The organism is Thalassobaculum litoreum DSM 18839 (assembly GCF_900102465.1).
Classification (GTDB): Bacteria; Pseudomonadota; Alphaproteobacteria; order Thalassobaculales; family Thalassobaculaceae; genus Thalassobaculum; species Thalassobaculum litoreum.
In genome coordinates, this window is record NZ_FNBW01000010.1 from 99,220 (window position 1) to 122,234 (window position 23,015).

General features: G+C 67.6%; 17 protein-coding genes. 5 read left to right on the forward strand and 12 right to left on the reverse strand.

All coding sequences use genetic code 11. From position 1 onward, the window contains the following. Nucleotides 1-56: 56 nt before the first annotated feature. From gyrB to mutM, 8 genes are all read right to left on the reverse strand, one after another. Nucleotides 57-2,513, reverse strand: a complete 2,457-nt coding sequence (gene gyrB / locus BLS34_RS16585; RefSeq protein WP_093151991.1) for a DNA topoisomerase (ATP-hydrolyzing) subunit B — start codon at nucleotides 2,511-2,513, stop codon at nucleotides 57-59. Between the two features lie 15 nt (nucleotides 2,514-2,528). Continuing rightward, complete coding sequence (gene recF / locus BLS34_RS16590) at nucleotides 2,529-3,722, reverse strand: DNA replication/repair protein RecF (RefSeq protein ID WP_093151994.1); 1,194 nt, start codon at nucleotides 3,720-3,722, stop codon at nucleotides 2,529-2,531. After that, a complete protein-coding gene (gene dnaN / locus BLS34_RS16595; protein WP_028796002.1) occupies nucleotides 3,719-4,840 on the reverse strand; it encodes a DNA polymerase III subunit beta in 1,122 nt (373 codons plus the stop codon). Before dnaN ends, recF begins: the two co-directional genes overlap by 4 nt. 193 nt (nucleotides 4,841-5,033) lie before the next feature. Then, on the reverse strand, nucleotides 5,034-6,437 hold the full coding sequence (gene dnaA, locus BLS34_RS16600) for a chromosomal replication initiator protein DnaA (RefSeq protein WP_051245148.1): 1,404 nt from the start codon (nucleotides 6,435-6,437) through the stop codon (nucleotides 5,034-5,036). A gap of 1,042 nt (nucleotides 6,438-7,479) precedes the next feature. Further along, nucleotides 7,480-7,746, reverse strand: a complete 267-nt coding sequence (gene rpsT, locus BLS34_RS16605) for a 30S ribosomal protein S20 (RefSeq protein WP_028796004.1) — start codon at nucleotides 7,744-7,746, stop codon at nucleotides 7,480-7,482. Between the two features lie 130 nt (nucleotides 7,747-7,876). Continuing rightward, complete coding sequence (locus BLS34_RS16610) at nucleotides 7,877-8,653, reverse strand: enoyl-CoA hydratase (RefSeq protein ID WP_028796005.1); 777 nt, start codon at nucleotides 8,651-8,653, stop codon at nucleotides 7,877-7,879. 55 nt (nucleotides 8,654-8,708) lie between these two features. Beyond that, nucleotides 8,709-9,089: a hypothetical protein gene (locus tag BLS34_RS16615; protein ID WP_028796006.1), complete on the reverse strand. Its 381-nt coding sequence runs from the start codon at nucleotides 9,087-9,089 to the stop codon at nucleotides 8,709-8,711. A gap of 16 nt (nucleotides 9,090-9,105) precedes the next feature. Continuing rightward, entirely contained in the window at nucleotides 9,106-9,936 is an 831-nt protein-coding gene (mutM, locus tag BLS34_RS16620; RefSeq protein WP_093151997.1) for a bifunctional DNA-formamidopyrimidine glycosylase/DNA-(apurinic or apyrimidinic site) lyase, read from the reverse strand. Between the two features lie 140 nt (nucleotides 9,937-10,076). Between mutM and ubiE the strand changes: the two genes are divergently transcribed. The 3 genes from ubiE to BLS34_RS16635 are packed head-to-tail and all read left to right on the forward strand — an operon-like array spanning nucleotide 10,077 to nucleotide 13,385. Then, nucleotides 10,077-10,901: a bifunctional demethylmenaquinone methyltransferase/2-methoxy-6-polyprenyl-1,4-benzoquinol methylase UbiE gene (ubiE, locus tag BLS34_RS16625; protein ID WP_093152000.1), complete on the forward strand. Its 825-nt coding sequence runs from the start codon at nucleotides 10,077-10,079 to the stop codon at nucleotides 10,899-10,901. Nucleotides 10,902-10,918: 17 nt separating this feature from the next. Beyond that, nucleotides 10,919-12,460 (forward strand): 2-polyprenylphenol 6-hydroxylase, encoded by a 1,542-nt coding sequence (gene ubiB / locus BLS34_RS16630; protein WP_093152003.1) that lies wholly within the window; start codon nucleotides 10,919-10,921, stop codon nucleotides 12,458-12,460. 19 nt (nucleotides 12,461-12,479) lie between these two features. Further along, nucleotides 12,480-13,385 (forward strand): DUF4743 domain-containing protein, encoded by a 906-nt coding sequence (locus tag BLS34_RS16635; RefSeq protein WP_093152005.1) that lies wholly within the window; start codon nucleotides 12,480-12,482, stop codon nucleotides 13,383-13,385. Between the two features lie 168 nt (nucleotides 13,386-13,553). Here BLS34_RS16635 and gluQRS read toward each other — a convergent pair whose 3' ends face one another. Continuing rightward, nucleotides 13,554-14,408: a tRNA glutamyl-Q(34) synthetase GluQRS gene (gene gluQRS / locus BLS34_RS16640; RefSeq protein WP_093152007.1), complete on the reverse strand. Its 855-nt coding sequence runs from the start codon at nucleotides 14,406-14,408 to the stop codon at nucleotides 13,554-13,556. Between the two features lie 52 nt (nucleotides 14,409-14,460). Here gluQRS and BLS34_RS16645 point away from each other — a divergent pair, with 52 nt between their 5' ends. Continuing rightward, nucleotides 14,461-15,129, forward strand: a complete 669-nt coding sequence (locus BLS34_RS16645) for an alpha/beta hydrolase (protein WP_093152010.1) — start codon at nucleotides 14,461-14,463, stop codon at nucleotides 15,127-15,129. Nucleotides 15,130-15,359: 230 nt separating this feature from the next. Further along, nucleotides 15,360-15,968 (forward strand): HNH endonuclease, encoded by a 609-nt coding sequence (locus tag BLS34_RS16650; RefSeq protein WP_038015660.1) that lies wholly within the window; start codon nucleotides 15,360-15,362, stop codon nucleotides 15,966-15,968. A 176-nt stretch (nucleotides 15,969-16,144) separates the two neighbouring features. On the opposite strand, the gene BLS34_RS16655 is transcribed toward BLS34_RS16650, so the two are convergent. The 3 genes from BLS34_RS16655 to BLS34_RS16665 are packed head-to-tail and all read right to left on the reverse strand — an operon-like array spanning nucleotide 16,145 to nucleotide 22,790. Continuing rightward, nucleotides 16,145-17,404, reverse strand: a complete 1,260-nt coding sequence (locus BLS34_RS16655; RefSeq protein ID WP_028796013.1) for an MFS transporter — start codon at nucleotides 17,402-17,404, stop codon at nucleotides 16,145-16,147. Beyond that, nucleotides 17,401-17,835 carry a hypothetical protein gene (locus BLS34_RS16660; protein WP_139189363.1) on the reverse strand — a complete coding sequence of 145 codons (435 nt, stop codon included), beginning with the start codon at nucleotides 17,833-17,835 and terminating at the stop codon, nucleotides 17,401-17,403. Before BLS34_RS16660 ends, BLS34_RS16655 begins: the two co-directional genes overlap by 4 nt. Beyond that, nucleotides 17,832-22,790, reverse strand: coding sequence for an NAD-glutamate dehydrogenase (locus tag BLS34_RS16665; RefSeq protein WP_093152013.1), 4,959 nt, complete (start codon nucleotides 22,788-22,790; stop codon nucleotides 17,832-17,834). The genes BLS34_RS16660 and BLS34_RS16665 overlap by 4 nt, the downstream gene beginning before the upstream one ends. Nucleotides 22,791-23,015 lie beyond the last annotated feature (225 nt).

The window sequence follows — 23,015 nt, forward strand, 5'->3', positions numbered from 1 at the left end:
CAAAGAAAGGGCCGCTTTGCAGCGGCCCTCATGTCCTCACGCCCTACCGGGAGAGATCACACGTCCAGGTTGGCGACCTTGAGCGCGTTGGACTGGATGAACTCGCGGCGCGGTTCGACCACGTCGCCCATCAGGGTGCTGAACACCTCCTGTGCCTCGTCGGCATGGGCGATCTTCACCTGCAGCAGGGTGCGGCGGTCCGGATCCAGGGTGGTCTCCCAGAGCTGGTCCGGGTTCATCTCGCCGAGACCCTTGTAGCGGTTGATCGTCAGGCCCTTGCGTCCGATCTCGAAGATCGCCTCGATCAGCCCGACCGGCCCGTAGACCGTACGCTCGCTGCCGTCCTTCTGCACCAGGGTGGCCGGCTCGGCGAACAGTTCGCTCAGGTCGGCCGCCCGGTCGGCCAGCGCCCGCGCCTCGGCGGTACGCATCAGTACGCCGTCGATGGTGTAGGTCTCGGTCACGCCGCGCAGGGTGCGGGCGACGACGATGGCCGGGCCGGTCTCGGTCTGCTCCTCGTAGGAGGCGAACCAGCCGCGCTCATGCTCCTCCGACAGCACGTCGAGCCGCCGGGCGAAATCGGCGGCCGCGGCGGCCGCTTCCGCCGGCTCCGACAGCAGTCCCGGGCGCAGCAGGCCGGCGACGGCCGCCTGCTCGGTGACGACCGGGCCGCCGAGACGGCGGACCAGCGGCTCCAGAAGCTGGCGGGCCTGGCGGGCCAGCTCACCCTGATGGGCGAGATCGGCCGCCCCGATCTGCGCGCCGGAGGAGGTCCGCAGCACCGCCCCCTTGGTGCCCTCGTCGATCAGGAAGCGCTCGAGCGCCTTGTCGTCCTTCAGGTACGTCTCCTCATTGCCCCGCTTCACCCGGTAGAGCGGCGGCTGGGCGATATAGAGATAGCCGCGCTCCAGCAGCTCCGGCATCTGCCGGAAGAAGAACGTCAGCAGCAGGGTGCGGATGTGCGAGCCGTCCACGTCGGCGTCCGTCATGATGATGATCCGGTGATACCGGGTCTTCTCGATGTTGAACTCCTCCGGCCCGATGCCGGTGCCCAGGGCGGCGATCAGGGTGCCGATCTCGGCGCTCGACAGCATCTTGTCGAAGCGGGCGCGCTCGACGTTCAGGATCTTGCCGCGCAGGGGCAGGATCGCCTGGTTCTTGCGGTCACGGCCCTGCTTGGCCGAGCCGCCGGCGCTGTCGCCCTCGACCAGGAACAGTTCGGCCTTGGAGGGATCGCGCTCCTGGCAGTCGGCGAGCTTGCCGGGCAGGTTGGCGATGTCCAGCGCGCCCTTGCGCCGGGTCAGTTCGCGCGCACGCCGGGCGGCGTCGCGGGCGGCGGCCGCCTCATAGGCCTTGGTGACGATCCGCTTGGCCTCGTTCGGATGCTCGTCGAACCACTGGTCCAGACGCTCGCCGACGATGTTCTCCACCACCGGCTTGACCTCGGAGGAGACCAGCTTGTCCTTGGTCTGGGAGGAGAATTTCGGGTCCGGCACCTTGACCGACAGCACGCAGGTCAGACCCTCGCGGGCGTCGTCGCCGGCCAGCGAGACCTTCTCCTTCTTCGCGATCCCGGTCTGGGCGGCGTAGTTGTTCACCTGACGGGTCAGCGCCGCACGGAAGCCGGCCAGATGGGTGCCGCCGTCGCGCTGCGGGATGTTGTTGGTAAAGCACAGCATCGTCTCGTGATAGGAGTCGGTCCACTCCATCGCGATCTCGACCGTGATGCCGTCCTTCTCGCCGATGGCGGAGATGGTCGGATGCAGCGCCGTGCGCGAGCGGTCCAGATACTCGGCGAAGGCCTTCAGCCCGCCCTCGTAGAACAGGTCGGTGGTCGTCGGGTCGCCGCTGCGCTCGTCGGTCAGCAGGATCCGCACGCCGGAGTTCAGGAAGGCCAGCTCCCGCAGCCGGTGCTCCAGGGTCGGGAAGTCGAACTCGACCATGGTGAAGGTGCCGGTGGACGGCTTGAACGTGACCTCGGTGCCGGTCTTGCCGTTGGACGGCCCGACCTCGACGAGATCCGCCTCGGCGTCGCCGTGACGGAACCGCATGAAGTGTTCCTTGCCCTCGCGCCAGACCTTGAGTTCCAGCCATTCGGACAGGGCGTTCACCACCGAGACGCCGACCCCGTGCAGGCCGCCAGAGACCTTGTAGGAGTTCTGGTCGAACTTACCGCCGGCATGGAGCTGGGTCATGATGACCTGGGCCGCCGACACGCCTTCCTCTGAATGGATCTGCACCGGAATGCCGCGCCCATTGTCGCGCACGGTGACCGAGCCGTCGCCGTTCAGGATGACCTGGACCGCGTCGCAATAGCCGGCCAGCGCCTCGTCGATGGCGTTGTCCACCACCTCGTAGACCATGTGATGCAAGCCGGAGCCGTCATCGGTGTCGCCGATATACATGCCCGGTCGCTTGCGCACCGCATCGAGGCCGCGCAGGACCTTGATGGATTCCGCGCCGTATTCGTTGTCTTGACCGTTTTCGGTGCCGTTGGTGGCGTCGTCAGCCATGGGGGGAGACTCCGGTTAGGACACGACCTCAGCCGGCCGGACCTTGCCGTCGGCGACGTCGAACAAGCGCGCGCGATCGGCGATCGGCGCGAAGGTTGATAGATCGGTTCCGGTCAGCCAGGCCTGCCCACCGAGGTCGAAGACGGCCTCGAACAGGGCGGCGCGGCGCCGGTCGTCGAGATGGGCGGCGACCTCGTCCAGCAGCAGGATCGGCGCCGCATGCTCGTCGATCGCCTGCAGCCGGGCATGGGCGAGCACGATGCCGACCAGCAGCGCCTTCTGCTCGCCGGTGGAGCATTGGGCCGCCGGCATGGCCTTGCCCACATGGGTCACCGCCAGGTCGGAGCGGTGCGGCCCTTCCGCCTCCTGCGGGCCGAAACGGGCGGCCGCCAGGGTGGCGCGCAGCCGGTCCTCGACCTCCAGGGCCGGGGTGCCGACCAGCCAGCGGTCGATCTCGCCGTCCAGCGCCAGCTCGGCGGCCGGGAACGGGTCGCGGGTGGCGGCGCAGATCCGGTTCAGCCGGGCGATCAGCGCGGCCCGGGCGGCGGCGATGGCCACCCCGGTCTCGGCCAGGGTCTCCTCCAGCGCGGCGTACCAGGCGGCCTCGCGCCGGCCGTCCTTGATCAGCCGGTTGCGCTCGCGCCAGGCATGTTCATAGCCGTTCACCCGCCCCGCATGCTCGCCGTCGAAGGCATAGACCAGGCGGTCCAGGAACCGGCGGCGGCCCGACGCCCCTTCGGTGAACAGCCGGTCCATCGCCGGGGTCAGCCAGGACACGGTCAGGTGGTCGCCCAGCGCCGACTGGCTGCGCGCCGGGGCGCCGTCGACGCGGACGATCCGCCGCTCGCCCTCGGCCGCCGCATCGCGGCCGGTGCCGACCCGCGCGTCGCCGAGCTTGCCGGTGATGGACGCCGAGACCGCCCAGGGCCCGGAATCGCCCACCCGATCGATCTCCGACAGCCTGGCCCGGCGCATGCCGCGGCCGGGGCTGAGAAAGGAGAGCGCTTCCAGCAGGTTGGTCTTGCCCGAGCCGTTGGCGCCGGTCAGCACCGCCACCGGCCGGTCGATCTCCAGGGAGGTCGCCGCGTGGTTGCGGAACCGGGTGAGGCTGATCGAATTCACCGCCAGCCGCAGCGGTGCCCCGGCGGCGGAGGCGGCACCGCTATGTTCGCTGAGAATGGGACCCTCGACCGACACGCGCGCCGTCACACCCTCATCGGCATCAGGACGTAGAGCGCGCCGTCATCGGCCTCGTCCGTGACGATGGTCGGCGAGGCCGCGTCGGCCATCTGGAAGACGGCCTTGCCGCCGTCGTCGACCTGGTCGGCGATGTCCAGCAGATAGCGGGAATTGAAGCCGATCTCCATGGCGGCGGCGCCGTATTCCACGTCCATCTCTTCCGTCGCCTGAGCATTGTCCGGGCTGTTGGCCGACAGGGTCAGGGTGCCGTTGTTCACGGCCAGCTTGACCGAGCGCGACTTCTCCGTGGAGATCGTCGCAACGCGGTCGACCGCCTTCTTGAAGGAGCGGCAATCGACCCGCATGATCTTGTCGTTGCCGGCCGGGATCACCCGCTCGTAATCCGGGAAGGTGCCGTCGATCAGCTTGGTGGTCATCACGGTGTCGGCGAAGGCGAAACGCAGCTTGTTCTCGCTCAGGCCGATCTGCACGTCGCCGTCGGTCTCGTCGATCAGCTTGCGGATCTCGGTCACCGCCTTGCGCGGCACGATCACCGACGGCATGCCCGACGCCCCTTCCGGCAGCGGCATCTGCACCCGCGCCAGCCGGTGACCGTCGGTGGCCACCGCCCGCAGCACGGCCATGCCGTTGGCCTGGGTCTCGTGCAGGTAGATGCCGTTGAGGTAGTAGCGCGTCTCCTCGGTGGAGATCGCGAAGCGGGTGCGGTCGATCAGCGTCTTCGCATCGGCCGCCGACAGCACGAAGTTGGTCGTCAGCTCGTCGCCGGACAGGGCCGGGAATTCCTCCACCGGCAGGGTCGGCAGCGAGAAGTTCGAGCGCCCGGCGCGGATCGCCATGCGGCCGCTGTCGCCGGCGACGGTCAGCTCGACCTCCGAGCCGTCCTGCAGCTTGCGGGCGATCTCGTAGAGGGTCAGGGCCGGCACCGTGGCCGAGCCCGGCTGGTCGACGGAACAGGCGACGCTCTCGACCACGTCCATGTCCATGTCGGTCGCCGTCAGGGACACCCGCCCTTCCTTCGCCTGCAACAGGACATTGGCCAGGATGGGAATGGTATTCCGGCGCTCGACGACGCTCTGAACATGGGCCAGCGGCTTCAGGAGGGCCGCCCGGTCAATGGTGATCTTCATGTGCTCGCTCGAACTGGATTGACGCCTGACGGACCGGCGTATCGCGAGTTTCGGCGCCACCCGATCCGGTGGAATCCGACCGCCCGCGACCCGGCGAATCGAAAGTCAGACTTTATAGCACGAAACGCTTGTGCACAGGGAGTTTTTCACCGTCCGGCGAGGCGGTTTCCGCCACCGCCGGACGGCAAGGGACTCACCCCTCCAGCATGCGCCGGAGCAGGTCCACATCGGCGTCGAAATGCCGGTCCGTGGACCGCAACTCGTCGACCTTCTTGACGGCGTGCATGACCGTCGTGTGGTCGCGGCCGCCGAACTTGCGGCCGATCTCCGGCAGGGAGCGCTGGGTGAGGTGCTTCGACAGGTACATGGCGATCTGCCGCGGTCGGGCGATCGCCCGGGCCCGGCGGGCCGAGTACATGTCGGAGATCCGCATGTTGTAGTGCGAGGCCACCTGACGCTGGATCTCCTCGATCGTCACCCGGCGGTCGTTCGCCTTCAGCAGGTCGGACAGGACCTCCTGCACCATCTCCAGGGTGATCGCCCGACCGACCAGGGTCGAATGGGCCACCACCCGGTTCAGCGCCCCTTCCAGCTCGCGCACGTTGGAGCTGATCTTGTGCGACAGGAACTCCATGACCTTCGGCGGAATGTCCACGTCCACCCGCTCGACCTTGGACTGCAGGATGCCCAGCCGCAGCTCGTAGTCGGTCGGATGGATGTCGGCCACCAGGCCCCAGCCCAGGCGCGAGCGCAGCCGCTCCTCCAGCCCGTCCAGATTGGTCGGGCTCTTATCGGCGGAGATCACCACCTGGCGGTTGTTGTCCACCAGGGCGTTGAAGGTGTGGAAGAACTCCTCCTGGGTGCTGTCCTTGCCGCTAATGAACTGCACGTCGTCTATCATCAGCACGTCGACGGAGCGGAACAGGTCCTTGAAGGCGACCGTGTCCCGGTACCGCAGGGCGCGGATGAACTGGTACATGAACTTCTCGGCCGAGAGGTACAGGACCCGCCGTTGAGGGTGGTTCCGGCGGATCTCCCAGGCGATGGCATGCATCAGGTGGGTCTTGCCGAGCCCGACCCCGCCATACAGGAACAGCGGGTTGAACGGCACGGTCTCGCTCTCCGCCACCCGGCGGGCGGCGGCGAAGGCCAGCTCGTTCGGCTTGCCGACGACGAAATTCTCGAAGGTGAACCGGGCGTCAAGAGACGCCGAGATGGCGTTCAGGTCGCTCGGCGGTTCCGCCGACACCAGCTCCGGCGTCGACAGCGGCTCGGCGACCGGCTCGTCGTCCTCGAACACGTCGGGGACGGCACGGGCGACCGCCTCCTGACGCGCTGCGGCGACCACCTCGACGGCGGCGATGGCCGGATCCTCGCCCTGCCACAGTCCCCGCAGGCGATCCCCGTACTGGGTGACCACCCGGTCCCGCTCGAACTTCGACGGGATGGCCAGATAGACCACCTGACCGTCGCGGCGCGCCAGCGTCAGCGACTTCAGCCAGCCGCGATACGCCGTCTCCCCGCATTCCGAACGCAGACGTGTTTTAACCCGCGCCCATTGGGCGGCTAGGCCGTCCCGATCCGCCAGTTCAGCCATGACGACCCTCCCTCGAAAGATCGCCCGCCGGCCGGTCGACGTTGGTCAGCGCGATGCTCCAATAGTTCCACTTTGACGATACATCCCCCGATTGGCTCCCCCAGCCGATCCGTGTCACCGTCCTTCCCTCGCATTCCTCTGAACCCCGACATGCGGCAGTTCAATTTGCCCAACCACTTGCGGAGGCATCCCTGTGACCTCCACACCGACATCATTCGATCGTCTACACACACTCGTTCCGCCGCGGCCGACGCCGCTTCGTTTAGCATTTAGCCAGTATTCGGAAAATCACCCCGAGAACTTGATCCGGGAAAATCCATTCGACCGAATGAAACCGCTCAGAGTAGTAGACGAATTACTCGACATGTTTATTCCCTATGCTTCGCAACTCGTCATCTGCGGTAAGATCGCTAAGGTACTAGGCAGACCATCGGCGCGCAACCGAGTCGAACACTCTATGACGATTTTTTTTCGAACCCTTGTGCAAGGTCAACACGATCACTTCAAAGAGTCATTGTGATTCAGCGGATTGAGGCGGTTTCCTCACCCCGGACTCAACGAATCGGGCCAACTACTTCACCGGTCAGAATCGTGTTGGGGATTCAGATTGCTAAGCATGGACTCCCAATTGTCACACAGAAAGAAGGTGCATACGATCGCGAACCAAAACAATCATGAGGCGCGGCCCAAAAAACCCTTCCGTGACCAAATGCGACGGCACCCGCATGACCGTCGCCGCGGTGAACAAGGACAATGTGATCCTGGGTGACGGGGACCAGGGCCTGGATGACGGGCCTGGCTGACCGGGGCGGCGACGACCTTGCCGCACGGGGTGCCCGCACGCGACCGGCGGCAGAGCTGCTCCTGATCCCGCCGACAGTCAGCGCCCCCTCGACTTCAGCAGGGTCCGCAGGATCCTCCGGACCCGATCAGACGGGCCGGGACGCGGGCGCAGGGTCGGTGCCGATACACAGCGGTGCCGGCACAAAAAAGCCGCCGATCCCGGCGGCTTCCTCGTCGTCGTCTCGGCACGGGCCTGAGATCAGGCGCCCAGCGCCTTGATGCGGGTGTTCAGACGGGACAGCTTGCGCGCCACCGTGTTGCGGTGCAGGACGCCCTTGAGGACGCCGCGGTGCATCTCCGGCTGGGCGGCCTTGAAGGCCTCCATGGCAGCGGTCTGGTCGCCGGAGGCGATCGCCTTCTCGACGCGCTTGACGTGCGTACGGATGCGCGAGATGCGCGCGTGGTTGATTTCGTACCGCCGTGCGTTGCGCCGGATGCGCTTTTCAGCTGAAGCGTGATTGGCCATGTTCGTCTCTCAAAGTACGGCAGATCCGTGGAAGGCGCGCTTATAGCTGTCACCCCGGACGCCGTCAACAACGAGTCGCGTCGACCGGGGTGATTCTTTGGCGGAGAAGAGTCCCGCCGGAGTCCTGCGGTCAGCGATTCTTGAAGACCGGCTGGCGCTTCTCGACGAAGGCGGCCATGCCCTCCTTCTGGTCTTCGGTGGCGAACAGGGAGTGGAACAGCCGGCGCTCGAACCGCACGCCCTCGCTGAGCGTGGTCTCGTAGCTGCGGTTGACCGCCTCCTTGGCCATCATCACCGACGGCAGCGACAGATCGGCGATACGGCCGGCGACCTTCATCGCCTCGTCCAGCAGGTCGGCCGCCGGCACGATGCGGCTGACCAGGCCCGAACGCTCGGCCTCCTGGGCATCCATGTTGCGGCCGGTCAGCACCATGTCCATCGCCTTCGACTTGCCGACGAAGCGGGTCAGGCGCTGGGAGCCGCCGGCGCCTGGAATGACGCCGAGATTGATCTCCGGCTGGCCGAACTTGGCGCTGTCGGCGGCGATGATGAAGTCGCACATCATCGCCAGCTCGCAGCCGCCGCCGAGCGCGTAGCCGGCGACCGCCGCGATCACCGGCTTGCGCACCCGCAGGATCGTCTCCCAGCCGGAGGTGATGAAGTCCTCGACATACGCGTCGGCGAAGCCCTTGGACTGCATCTCCTTGATGTCCGCGCCGGCGGCGAAGGCCTTCTCGCTGCCGGTGACGACGATGCAGCCGATCTCGGCATTGGCATCGGCCGCCAGCAGCGCATCGCCCAGCTCCGCCATCAGCGGCGAGGACAGGGCGTTCAGCGCCTTCGGGCGGTTCAGGGTGATCAGCGCGACACTGCCGCGCGTCTCGGTCAGAATGTTCTCATAAGCCATAGCGGCCACTCCCGGGTCGCGCCGACCGCCCGAGCAGGGGCGGCGGCGGTTGTGATCATCGCGGCACGAGCTCGAAGCGGACCACCAGTCCGCCCCGCTCGGCCACCGCGTCGAAACTCAACTCCTCGCCCGCGCGCACCCAGCGATCGCCCTCCAGCCTGTCCCAGCCAAGCTGGGGCAGTGTGGCGTCGTAGAAGGCGCGGACATCCTCCATGGCAACCGTGCCTTCAGCGAAGGCGACGACGATGCGGCCGGCGAGCCCGTCGAACGCGACGCTCGCGGCCGGCACGCTCTGCAGTTCCGGCATCAGGGGCAGATCCTCGATGCCGTCCACGAACCGCCCGTCGGCCGATGCCGGCATACGGACAAGCAGCAGCACCGCGATCGCCAGGGCGGCGAGAGCGGTCGGTTTGACGCATCGGAACGGCAGGCTCATGGCGCCGGCTTCTACCTCAGCGTTGACAGCGGGGACAATAGAAAGTGGACCTCCCGGACTGCACCAGACGTTTCACCGTGCCGCCGCATTCCGGGGTCGGACATCCCTCCCCCTCGCGATCGTACACCCGAAAGGTGTGCTGGAAATACCCGAGTTCGCCCGACACCTGACGGTGATCGCGCAGGCTCGAGCCGCCGGCGGCGATCGCCTCGGTGAGCACGGTTTTGACCGCGTCGGCCAACCGCTCCGCTCGACCACCCCAGACGTTCAGGGCCAGCCGCCGCGGCGCGATCCCGGCGCGATGCAGCGCCTCGCAGGCGTAGATGTTGCCGACCCCGGCCACCACCTTCTGGTCCAGCAGAGCGGCCTTTATCGGGGTGTATTTGCCGGCCAGCGCGGATTCCAGCGCCGGACCGTTGAAGGCATTGCCCAGCGGCTCCGGCCCGATGCCCTTGAGCAGCTTGTGCCGCTCAACCTCCTGGGTCGGCCAAAGGTCCATCATGCCGAAGCGGCGCGCGTCGTTGAACTTCACCCAGGTGCCGTCATCGGTGCGGAAGACCACGTGGTCATGGGTCTCCAGCGGCGATTTCGGGCCGTCGGAGATCAGCATCCGGCCGGACATGCCGAGATGGATCATCCAGCTCGTCCCGTCGTCGAGATCGACCAGGATGTATTTCGCCCGGCGGCGCAGTCCGAGGATCCGGCGCCCGGTCAGACGCTCGGCCATGCGGTCGGGCAGAGGCCAGCGCAGGTCCGGCCGGCGCACCTCGACCTCGGCCAGCACGCGCCCGTCCATGCGGCTGGACAGCCCGCGCATCACGGTTTCGACTTCAGGCAGTTCAGGCATGATGGCGGACGGTATCCCGACGGCCGAGCCGCGCCAAGCGGCAGATTGGCCGGCACGGCAGACCGGTGCCCGGCCTTGATTCCGGGCGCGTAGAGGCCTAATCCACGTCAGACCGAAACCGGTGGGCGGGTGCAGACGCGATGGCTGCCGAGGGCAAGAACGCGAATTCAGCGCAGGCGACGGCGGCGGCGACGGCCGGCGACCCCTCCGCCACCGATCCGAAGATCCGCGACGGGGTGACCGATTTCGGCTTCACCTCGGTGTCCGTGGAGGAGAAGAGCACCCGGGTCCGCGAGGTGTTCGACAGCGTCGCCTCCTCCTACGACCTGATGAACGATCTGATGAGCCTGGGCATCCACCGGGTGTGGAAACAGGCCTTCGCCGACTGGCTGGCGCCGCGCCCGGGACACCGGCTGCTCGACGTGGCCGGCGGCACCGGCGACATCGCCGCCCTGTGGCGTAAGCGCGGCGGCGGCCCGGTCACGGTCTGCGACATCAATGCCGAGATGATCGCCGTCGGCCGCGACCGCCTGGAGAAGGCCGGCGGTGACGACGCGGTGGACTGGGTGGTCGGCAATGCCGAGGATCTGCCGCTCGCCGATGCCTCGGTCGACCGCGTGACCATCGCCTTCGGCCTGCGCAACGTGACCCGCATCGATCGGGCGCTGGGGGAGATGACCCGGGTGCTGCGGCCCGGCGGCCGGTTCATGTGCCTGGAGTTCTCGCGTCCCACCCAGGCCTGGCTCGACCCGATCTACGACACCTATTCCTTCAAGGTGCTGCCCTGGCTCGGCGACAAGGTCGCCCAGGACCGGCCGGCCTACCAGTATCTGGCCGAGAGCATCCGCCGCTTCCCCGACCAGCAGGACCTGGCCGAGCGCATGCGCCGGGTCGGGCTGGAGCAGGTGAAGTGGCGCAACCTGTCGGCCGGGATCGCGGCGATCCATTCGGGCTGGCGCCTGTAGGCGATGATCCGGTCCCCATGATCCGTTCCCTGCGCAACCTGATCCGCCTGCTGCGGATCGCCTGGGTCCTGGCCCGGCACGGCGTGTTCGAGCCGCTGGAGACCGTGGCGGAGGCGCCGACCGTCTCGGGCCTCGCCCGTCTGGCCCGGCACCTGCGCAGCCCATCGGTCACCGGCCGCTGGGGCCAGCGGCTGGCCTCCGCGCTCACCCAGCTCGGGCCCACCTTCATTAAGCTCGGCCAGTCCATGGCCACCCGCGCCGATCTCATCGGCGAGCAGGCGTCGGAGGATCTGACCCAGCTCCAGGACCGCCTGCCGCCCTTCGACGAGACCGTCGCGCGCCAGACCCTGGAATACGAACTCGAGGCGCCGGTGGCGGCGCTGTTCGCGGAGTTCGAGACCAGCCCGATCGCCGCCGCCTCCATCGCCCAGGTGCACCGCGCCGTCACCACCGACGGCCGCCGGGTCGCGGTGAAGATCCTGCGCCCGGGCATCGAGGTGGCGGTCGCCCGCGACCTGGACCTGTTCTCCTGGATCGCCGAGACCCTGCAGCGCCACCTGCCCTGGTCCCACCGCTTCAAGCCGGTCGACACCGTCGAAGTGTTCCGCGAGACGGTCGAGATCGAGATGGACCTGCGCCTGGAGGCCGCCGCGGCGGTGGAACTGGCGGAGAACTTCATCGGCGACGACAGCTTCGCCGTGGCCGAGGTGGATTGGGACCGCACCACCCGCCGGGTCTTCACCAATGCCTGGATCGACGGCTTCCGCATCGACGACACCGAGGCGCTGGCCAAGGCCGGCCTCGACCCGACGGTGCTTCTGGCCCGCTCGGCGGCGGTGTTCTTCAACCAGGTGTTCCGCGACGGCTTCTTCCACGCCGACATGCATCCCGGCAACATGCTGGTGACCCCGGACGGCGTGCTGATGCCGGTGGATTTCGGCATCATGGGCCGACTCGACCTGGAGACCCGCTACTACCTCGCCGACACCCTGACCGGCTTCCTGCTCGGCAACTGGCGCTCTGTCGCCGAGGTGCATTTCCGCATGGGCATGGTGCCGGCCAACAAGTCGATCGACCTGTTCACCCAGGCGGTGCGCTCGATCGGCGAGCCGCTGATGGACAAGCCGCTGAACGAGGTCTCCGTCGCCAAGCTGCTGGGTCAGGTGCTGCGCATCGCCGAGACCTTCGCCATGGAGGCGCAGCCCCAGCTGCTGCTGCTGCACAAGACCATGGTGGTGTCCGAGGGCGTGGGTCGGCGGCTGAACCCGAACGTCAACATGTGGGAGATGGCGCGGCCGCTGATCGAGGACTGGATGCGCGAGAACCGCGGGCCGGAGGCGCGCCTCGCCCGGGCCGGTGCGGATATCCTGCGCGGCGTCGAGCGCCTGCCCTCGCTGATCCGCCACGCCGACATGGCGTTGAGCCATGTGGAGAAGGGCGGTCTGCGGCTGCATCCGGACACGGTGCGGCTCATGGCGCGGGAGCGGGCGCGGCGGGCTTATTGGCCGGTCGGCGTCGCCCTGGCGCTCGGCCTGCTCTTCGGCATGATGCTGTCCTGAACCCCGGCGTCCGAGTTCCATGGCCTTCCTCGACCATATCCGCTTCTGCAACGCCTACGACCTGAAGGATTTCGTGCCGTTCCGCGTGGGCCAGGCCCGGGTCGGCCTGATGCGCCGGGGCCTGTCGCTGGAGCTGCGCCGGTTCGGCGGCCTGTTCCACGTGTTCGAGGACCTGGTCCATCTCGACCCGCGCCTGACCACCTACGCAGACCGTACCAAGGCAGTGGACGAGGCCCTGTCGGCCCTGTCCGAGGACGGGCTGCTGCCCCGGCTGCGCGGCGAGAAATATCCGGTGATGGAGCGGCTCTCGGACGATCCGGTGTTCGAGATCGACCGGGCGGCGGCGACCGCCTTCGGCATCATCAACCGCGGCTTCCATCTGAACGGCGTGGTCGGCGAGGGCGACGCGGCGCGCATGTGGGTGGCGCGCCGGGCCTGGGACAAGAGCACCTATCCGGGCAGCCTCGACAACATCGTCGCCGGCGGCCATCCGGTCGGTTACGGCCCGCAGGAGAACCTGATCAAGGAATGCGCCGAGGAGGCCGGCATCGCCGAGCCTCTCGCCCGCCAGGCGGTGGCGACGGGAATGGTCTCCTACACCATGGAGGTGGACGACGGCGGCCCGTCCAGCACCGGCGGCGAGATGGGCGGCGGCCTGCGGCGTCACGCCTTCTGGGTCTACGACCTGGTCCTGCCGGAGGACTTCACCCCGCGGCCGGTGGATGGCGAGGTCGCCGAATTCATGCTGATGCCCTGGCGGGAGGTGGCCTCGATCGTCGAGCGCGGCGTGGTCCAGGGGCCGGCGGGGTTCAAGTACAATTGCAACCTGGTGGTGATCGACTGGCTGCTCCGCACGGGCCGCATCGATCCGGACCACCCGGACTACCTGGAGCTCTGCACCGGCCTGCACGCGGTGTTTCCGTAGGGGACCGGGGGCCCGCTCCGCCTTATCCCCCCCTTCCTCACTCCCCGGACCTCTTCCGGGGCGATCCGGAGAGCAGGCGTGGAGGTTCATTCCAAATTACCCGGCGCCCGTCCAAGCTGATCGGACTACCCCGGAATACATCCCGGGAGTGCGTGAGGGTGCGGGGCCTTAAAAGCCCATCCGCTTGCGCACCTCCGCCGGACTCACCCCGCTCTCCCGCAGTGCCTTCAAGGTCAGCGACCGGTCGCGTTTGGCGAAGCGACGGCCGGTTGCCGGGTCCACCAGCAGCGGATGATGCGCATACTCCGGCACCGGCAGGTCCAGCAGCGCCTGGAGCAGGCGGTGGACATGGCTCGCCTGGAACAGGTCCTCGCCCCGTGTCACCAGCGTCACGCCCTGCAGCGCATCGTCCACCGTCACCGCCAGATGGTAGGACGTCGCCGCGTCCTTGCGGGCCAGCACCACGTCGCCGAACACCTCCGGCCGGGCCGGCTGCTCGCCATGGGTCCGGTCACGCCAGCTCAGCGGCCCCGCCCGGCGAACCGCCTCGGCCATGCGCAGGCGCAGGGCATAGGGCTCGCCGGCCGCCTCGCGCCGGGCGCGTTCGTCTTCCGGCATCAGCGCGTCCGTGTCGGTCACCGCCGGACCGTCCGGCCCCATCATCGGCCGGTTGTGCGGCGCCGACAGGGCGTCGTCCAACTCCTTGCGGGAGTGGAAGCACTTGTAGAGCAGCCCCATCGCCTCCAGCCGGTCCAGGGCGGCGCGGTAGTCGTCCATATGGTCCGACTGGCGGCGCACCGGCCGCTCCCAATCCAGCCCCAGCCAGGACAGATCCTCCAGGATGGCCGCCTCGAACTCCGGCCGGCAGCGGGTGACGTCGATATCCTCGATGCGGACCAGGAACCGGCCCCCGGCCGTCCGGTCTGTGAACTGACCGGCGAAGGACGCCGCCTGCAGCGCCGAATAGGCGTGGCCCAGATGCAGCAGGCCGGTCGGGCTCGGGGCAAAGCGGGTGGTGGTCATGACGGCTCGGTACCGCTAGGGTCTCGCCCGGTCAACTGAAGGAAAGACGGCCATGGCGGAGACTCAGGCAACAGAGCTGGACGGCCCCCGGTTCGGACCGGCGACCGGCGGCGAGGCGGACGCCCTTGTGGTGATGCTGCACGGCCTGGGAGCGGACGGGAACGACCTGATCGGCATCGCCCCGGTCTGGGCGCGCGAGATGGGCTCGGTCGCCTTCGCCTCGCCCAACGCGCCCTATCCCTGCGACATGGCCCCGTTCGGCCGCCAGTGGTTCAGCCTGCAGAGCCGCGATCCGGCCGACATGCTGGCCGGCATCCGCGGCGCCGCGCCGATGCTCAACGCCTTTCTCGACGCCGAGCTGGCGCGTCTCGGCCTCGGCGCCGACAAGCTGGCGCTGGTCGGGTTCAGCCAGGGTACCATGATGTCGCTCTATACCGCCCTGCGCCGGCCGGCGCCGGTCGCCGGAATCGTCGGCTATTCCGGCGCGCTGATCGCCGGCGATCTGCCGGACGATCCGGTCACCGCCAAACCGCCGGTCCTGCTGGTCCACGGCACGGCGGACGAGGTCGTGCCCTTCGGCGCGATGGAGGCGGCCCAGACCGGGCTCACAGCCGCCGGAGTGGCCGTCGAATCGATCGCGCGGCCGGGTCTCGGCCATGGAATCGACGAGGTCGGGCTCGGGGCCGGGGCGGCGTTTCTGCGGAGAGTTCTTGGGGTTTGACCGACCCCCGCGATGGGCCTTGCGGGGACCATAAAACTGTAACAACATATAGATATATAACGCCTCGAAGCCTGGCACGAACTCCCCACTAAATGGGCGGTCACTGCGATGCGAAGCGACTGGGACGACAAGATGTTGTGGCAAAACATGCAGCAAAGCGCTGCGTGGCATGCCGCTGCTCTCCCTAGTCGCGCGCCGCGTGCCCTGCCGAGAAATCGGAGGAGCACGCGGTGACGGGGCCGGACGCAGCACCCGCGCTCGTCCTCAATGCCGATTTCCGGCCGCTCTCCTATTTTCCGTTGTCGCTCTGGTGCTGGCAGGATGCCGTCAAGGCGGTGTTCCTCGACCGGGTGAACATCGTCTCCGAGTACGACACGACCGTGCGCAGCCCGAGCTTCGAGATGCGGCTGCCCAGCGTGATCGCGCTGAAGGAATACGTGCACCAGTCGCGCCGTCCGGCCTTCACCCGGTTCAACGTGTTCCTGCGTGACCGTTTCTCCTGCCAGTACTGCGCCGACCGCTTCCCGACCCAGGAGCTGACCTTCGATCACGTCATCCCGCGCTCGCGCGGGGGGCGGACGAGCTGGGAGAACGTGGTCACCGCCTGCGGCGCCTGCAATCTGGTGAAGGGCAACCACATGCCGCGCGATATCGGCATGATCCCGATCACCGCGCCGAAACAGCCCACCGCCTACGAGCTGCAGCAGAGCGGCCGCGGCTTCCCGCCGAACTACCTGCATGAGAGCTGGCGGGACTACCTGTACTGGGACATCGAGCTCGACCACGACGACGCGCCCGAGGGCCTCACCCGGATCACGGCGACCTCGCCGGCGTTCTGAGAGCCTCTCTTCCTCCCACCCTTCTCACACTCCCCTCACACACTCCCCGGACTTGTTCCGGGGCGAGCCCAAGTGGAATGCGGCGCGTTTCACGCCGATTCCCGAGCTCCCGCCCAAGCGTCGCCGCTTACCCCGGAATGAATCCGGGGAGTGTATTTGGTGGAGAGGAAAGCCCCCTACCGCTCCTCGCGCACCGTGGTGAGCAGCGCGAGGCCGGCCACCAGGAACAGCACGATCGTCGCCATCCCCGCCCGCTGGCTGTCGAAGGCCAGCGTCGCCCAGCCCAGCAGCAGCGGGCCGGCGAAGTTCGTCGCCTTACCGGAAAGAGCGAACAGACCGAACATCTCGGCGCGCTGATCCGGCGGGGCGAGCTTGGCCATGTAGGTGCGCGAGGCCGCCTGGGCCGGGCCCATGAAGGTCCCCAGCGCCATGCCGATCCCCCAGAACCAGGTCTTGTCCGGCGCCAGCAGGGCCGCCACTCCGAACAGCACCAGCCCGATCAGCGCCAGGAAGATCGTGCGCTTCGGCCCGATCCGGTCGTCGAGCCAGCCGAAGGCGGCCGCCCCGATGCCGGCGGTCACGTTCAGCGAGATGCCGAAAATGATGATCTCGTCGAACGCCATGCCGAAGGTGCCGGCGGCGTAGATCCCGCCGAAGGTGAACAGGGTGGTCAGCCCGTCGGCATACAGCATCCGCGCCACCAGGAACCGGGTCACCGGCTGGGACCAGCGCAGGCGGCGCAGGGTGGTCCAGATCCGCTTCAGCCCGTCGCCCACCGCCTCGTCCAGCGCCTCGTTCTCCCGCAGCCGGGATTCCGGCACGAACAGAAGCAACGGCAGGGAGAAGACCGCGAACCAGACCGCCACCAGGATGAAGGTCGCGCGCACCGGCTCCTCGGCCTCGGTGCCCATGCCGAAGGGTGGCGGATCGGCCTGGATGAAGCCGAACAGCGCCACCACCAGGCAGGCGAGCCCGCCGAAATAGCCGAGCCCCCAGCCCAGCCCGCTGACCCGGCCGATCTTGTCGGGCGGCGCCACCTCCGCCAGCATCGCGTTGTAGAAGATCGTTGCGAATTCGAAACCGAGCGTGGCGACGATCACCAGCGCCAGGGCCCGGGTGATGAAGGACGGATCGGGCTCCACGGTCCACAGCGCCGCCGACGCCACGATGCAGACCAGGGAGAACACCGCGAGCCAGGGCTTGCGCTTGCCGGTGCGGTCGGCGATCGCCCCCAGCACGGGGCTCAGCAGGGCGATGCAGACGGCGGCGATGGCCGTCGCGTTGCCCCACAGGAAGGTGCCCGTGGTTTCGTCCGGCGCCACCGCCTTGGTGAAATAGGCGGCGAAGACGAAGGTGGAGATCACCGTCGGAAACGCCGAATTCGCCCAGTCGTACAGGCACCAGCCGATGACCGGCGCACGCGGGAGGCGGCTCATCTCATTCCCAGCCAATCCTCGGCGTCCTCGACGGAGAAAAAGATTCGGAACACGGACCCCGGATAGTCGAAGCTGACCGCCCGGGCGAGCTTGGTCAATAGGGTGTCGCGCAGCACGATCGCCACCCGGGTGCCGGCGTCGCGCCCCATGGCGAAGCGCTTCCAGGCGCTCGACACGTCGCGCAGGCCGCGCCAGCCGTATTTCCCCTCGCCGGTCAGCTCGCGGGCGTCCACCAGGGTGGCGCAGTCGAGCACCTCGGGGTGGCGGTGCCAGATCTCCGGGACGCCGTTGGACAGATCGTCATCGGTCACCCCACCGCACAGACGGATGATCAGGACCAGCCGGCGATAGTCGACCTCCCACGAGATCCGGCCGCCGGGAACCTCGCCCGTGGCCACGCTCGCCGGATGCGCCGTACCCTCCGGGCTCATCGCGACAGCAGCGCCCGCATCTGGCCGTTGGCCACGGCAAGCATGGCCAGATCGACATGGTCGGCGGAGCGGATGTCGTCGAGCAGCCGGTCCGCCCGATCCACATCGTCCACGCGGTCGGCGCTCCAGGCGGTGATGGCGGCATCGGTGGCGGCGACGTCGCCGTTGCCGACGGCCGCAGTGTCGGCAGCCGCAGTGTCGGCCACCGCAGTGTCGGGGGCCTTCTTGCCCGTCGCCTTCTTGGGTTTCGTACCCGATCCGCCGCCGCCCGCATCCACATGGCCGAGCACGTGCTGCGCCAGCTGGCTCTGGTGCTGGTAGAAATCGTCCACCAGGGCGTTGACCGCCAGCTTCTGCCAATAGGTATCGGCCGCCAGTTCCGAGGCCCGGTCACGCAGCCAGTCGAGCGAGAAGCGCGCACCGACCTTGAAGTAGACGATGGCGACCGTCCGCACCTCGGATTTCGAGGCGAGGGCGAGCCGGACCACGTCGCAGGCCGAGGACAGGGCCTCCAGGGACGCAATCTCGTGGGCGAGGTCCTTTGGCACGCCCTTCTCCTCTAGCTCGGAACAGACCAGCCTCAGGTCGTCGCGCTCAACATCGCCAATGACCTCGACGAGGCAGCCCTTCAGGGCGCTGACGCCGGGCTCGAACTCGTTGACGTGGCTGGCGATGTCGAGCGGACGGCGGCCGTTGCGCAGGAACCACAGGGTCTCGCGCTCGACCAGCCGCTGGATGTCCAGCAGCATCCGGGTCTGCAGGGCGGCCGGCACCTTGTTGTCCAGGGCCTCGATGGCGTCCCAAAGCCCGCGCAGTCCGAACACGTCGCGCACGACGGTATAGGCGCGGGCGATCTCCGCCGGCTTCGCGCCGGTCTGCTCGTGCAGGGTGTTGAGGAAGGTCGCCCCGACCCGGTTGATCATCGAGTTGGTGACCGTGGTGGCGATGATCTCCCGACGCAGGCGATGCTCCGTGATCGCCTTGCCGTGCTTGGCGCGCAGCCGCTCCGGGAAGTACAGCGCCAGATCCTCGGCCAGGGCCGGGTCGTCCGGCAGGTCGCTGTCCAGCAGGTCGTCGTACAGCTCCATCTTGGCATAGGCCAGCAGGACGGCCAGTTCCGGACGGGTCAGTCCCTTGCCGGCGGTCACCCGGTCGGCGATGGCCTCGTCGTCCGGCAGGAACTCGATGCGCCGGTTCAGCTTCAGATGGCCGCGCTCCAGTTCCCGCATCAGCCGGCTCTGGGCATCGATCAGCGACAGCCCCTTGTGGGAGGCGATGGAGAGCGCCTGGGTCTGGTCGTAATTGTCCGCCAGCACCAGCTCGGCCACGTCGTCGGTCATCGCCTCCAGCAGCTTGTCGCGCTGCTTCAGGGTCATGTCGCCGTCGGACACGATCGCGCCGAGCAGGACCTTGATGTTGACCTCGTGGTCGGAGCAGTCGACGCCGGCGGAGTTGTCGATGGCGTCGGTGTTCAGCTTCACGCCCCGCAGCGCCGCCTCGATCCGGCCGCGCTGGGTGACGCCGAGATTGGCGCCCTCGCCCAGCACCTTGGCGCCGATCTCCTTGGCGTCGATCCGCACCGGGTCGTTCGCCCGGTCGCCGACATCGGCGTTGCTCTCGCGCTCGGACTTGATGTAGGTGCCGATCCCGCCGAACCAGAGCAGATCCACATCGGCCTTCAGCATGGCGCGGATCAGCTCGCTCGGCGGTACCGAATCCTCGGTCATGCCGAACGCCTTCTTGATCTCCGGGCTCAGCTTGATCGACTTGGCCGAGCGGTCGAACACGCCGCCGCCCTTGGAGATCAGCTTGGCGTTGTAGTCGGACCAGCTCGAGCGCGGCAGCTCGAACAGCCGCTGGCGCTCCTTGAAGCTCCTGGCCGTATCCGGGTCCGGATCGACGAAGATGTGCAGGTGGTTGAACGCGCCGACCAGGCGGATGTGCTTGGACAGCAGCATGCCGTTGCCGAACACGTCGCCCGACATGTCGCCGCAGCCGACGACCGTGAAGTCCTCGCTCTGGGTGTTGTGGCCGAGCTCGCGGAAATGCCGCTTCACGCTCTCCCAGGCACCGCGGGCGGTGATGCCCATCTTCTTGTGGTCGTAGCCGGCCGAGCCGCCCGACGCGAAGGCGTCGTCCAGCCAGAAGCCGTAATCCTGGGACACGCCGTTGGCGATGTCGGAGAAGGTCGCCGTGCCCTTGTCGGCGGCCACCACCAGATAGGGGTCGTCGCCGTCGTAGCGCACCACATGCCTGGGCGGAATGATGTCGGGGCCGGAGATGTTGTCGGTGATGTCGAGCATCCCGCGCATCAGCGTCTTGTAGCACTCGATCCCCTCGGCCTGGACCTCCTCGCGGGTGCCGCCGACCGGCGGGCGCTTGACCACGAAGCCGCCCTTGGAGCCGACCGGCACAATGACCGCGTTCTTGACCTGCTGGGCCTTCATCAGCCCGAGGATCTCGGTGCGGAAGTCCTCGCGCCGGTCGGACCAGCGAATGCCGCCGCGCGCCACCTTGCCGCCGCGCAGATGGATGGCCTCGACCCGCGGACTGTAGACCCAGATCTCCACCATGGGGCGCGGCAGGGGCAGGTCCTGAAGCGACTGGCTGTCCAGCTTGAAGGAGGTGTAGCTCTTCGGCTCGCCGTCCTCGCCCATCTGGTAGAAGTTGGTGCGCAGGGTGCTGCGGATCAGGTTCAGGAACCGGCGCAGGATGCGGTCCTGGTCCAGGTTGGCCACGTCGTCGAGGGCGGAATGGATCTTGTCCTCGAGCCCCTCGACCGCCTTCGTCCGGTCCTGTTCGGCCGCCGGATCGAAGCGGGCGGCGAACAGCTTCACCAGCAGACGCGCGATCGGCGCATAGGCCAGCAGCGTCTCCTCCATGTAGTCCTGGGAGAAGGTGAAGGCCGCCTGGCGCAGGTATTTGGCGTAGGCGCGGATGACGGTGACCTCGCGCCAGGTCAGCCCGGCGTTCAGCACCAGGCCGTTGAATCCGTCATTCTCCATCCGCCGGTCCCAGACGGCGGCGAAGGCCTCCTGGAACGGCGTCTTGATGGTGGCGAGATCGCACTCAGTCTCGGCGCGCAGCCGCATCTCGAAATCGTGCATCCAGATCGGGTGTTCCAGGCCGCCGCCCTCGATCTCGAACGGCACCTCGGAGAGCACGCGCACGCCCATGTTCTCCAGCATTGGCATGACGTCGCTGAGCGGTACCGGCTCGCGGCCGTGGAACAGCTTCAGGTGCAGGACGTCTTCATCCACCCCGATCGGCCGGAACAGGTTCATGCCGAGCGTCTGGTCGGACCGAATCTCCTCCATGCGCTCCATGTCGAAGATCGCCGCATGGGCGGGGTAGGCTTCCTTGTAGGCGGTCGGAAAGGCCGGCCCGTATCGCCGCAGCAGCTTCTGGGAGCTCTCCTCCCCCTTGTCGGCGACCAGGGCGTCGTGAAGCTTGTCGGCCCAACTCCGCCCGGCATCGATCAGCCGCTGCTCCAGCTCGTCGAAATCGACCTTGGGGATCTCGCCGCGGGTGGTCCCGATGATGAAATGCAGGCGCGCCAGAACGCTGTCCGACATCAGCGTGTAGAACGCCGTCACCTCGCCGTTGAAGGCGGTGGCCAGGATCGCCTGGAAGCGCTGCCGCAGCTGGGTGTTGTAGTGGTCGCGCGGCACGAAGACGAGCGCGCTGACGAAACGCTCGAACGCGTCACGGCGCACGAACAGCGCCGTCTTCTGGCGTTCCTGCAGGTGCAGGATGCCGATCGAGATCTCGAACAGCTCGTCCTCGCTGGCCTGGAACAGCTCGTCGCGGGGATAGGTCTCCAGAATGTTGACCAGCGCCTTGCCGTCGTGGCTGGCCGGGCGGAAGCCGGCGCGCTCGACGATCTTCTCCACCCGCCGGCGCAGCAGCGGGATCTCCTTCGGGCTTTCGTTATAGGCGACCGAGGTGAACAGCCCGATGAACCGGTGCTCGCCGACCACCTTGCCGGACTTGTCGATCTTCTTGACGCTGATGGAGTCGAGCGGCACCGGCCGGTGCACGGTGGAGACCTTGTTGGCCTTCATCACCAGCAGCGGCGTCGGGTCGAGCAGGAAGCCCTGGACCTGGTCGGGCAGCGCCGAGATGTCGCGCAGACCGTCGAACACGCTGACCTCGGGCGACCGGATGATGCCGAGGCCGCTCTTCTCGACCACCTCCATGCGGAGCTTCTTGCCGGTGGTCTTGTAGTCGTACTGGCGGTAACCGAGGAAGGTGAAGTGATTGTCCTCGATCCAGCGCAGGAAGGCGCAGATCTCGGTCAGATCGTCCTTGCTCGCGGCCTTCGGCGGCGCCTTCTCCAGCTCGGCAATGACGTCGACCATGGTCTTGCGCATGGTGCGCCAGTCCTCGACGGCGGCGCGCACGTCCTTCAGCACCTGGGCCAGGTCGGCCTCGATTTCGGCCAACGCCTCGGAGGAGGTCTGTTCCGACACCTGGAGGTGCATGAAGGATTCACCGGCGGCGCCCTGTGCCCCCGCATCCTCCTTCAGCAAGGACGTCACCACCCCCTTGTCGTCGCGTACGACCCGCAGGATCGGGTGGATGACCAGATGCACCGTCAGGTCCCGCCGGTTCAGGGCGGCGGTGACGGAATCGACCAGGAACGGCATGTCGTCGTTGACGATTTCGATGACCGTGTGGGTCGACTGCCAGCCCACTTCCTCGAAACGCGGATTGTAGGCCCGGATCCGGGCCTGGCCCGGCTTGCGTTCGCGGCCGTAGGTCCAGATCGCGATCGCCGCGCCGAACAGGTCCTCGACCTCCTCGTCGATCAGGTCCTGCGGTGCCACGTTGGCGAAGAACTGACGCACGAAGGTCTCCGCCGTCTCCGCCTTGGCTCCCTGCAATCGCGCGAGAACCAGGGCGCAAACGGCATCGATCTTCTCCAGCTTCAGGGTCTCAGTGCGGTTGCGCATAGCGGTCCCCCCTTAGAAATTCGGTCGCCAGCGAGCCTATCAGAACGGCCGAACTACCGGAAACAATTCAGGGATTATGGATATTTACGGGTCGGGGCCTCCATCGGACACGCGCGCCGCGGTTTTTTCTTTGGCTGTCTTCCGTCTATCAAAAATTGATAGAATAGATAGGAAACTGATCAAATATTGATTGGATTTCTTCACCTGCGATAAAGTTCAGCGTTT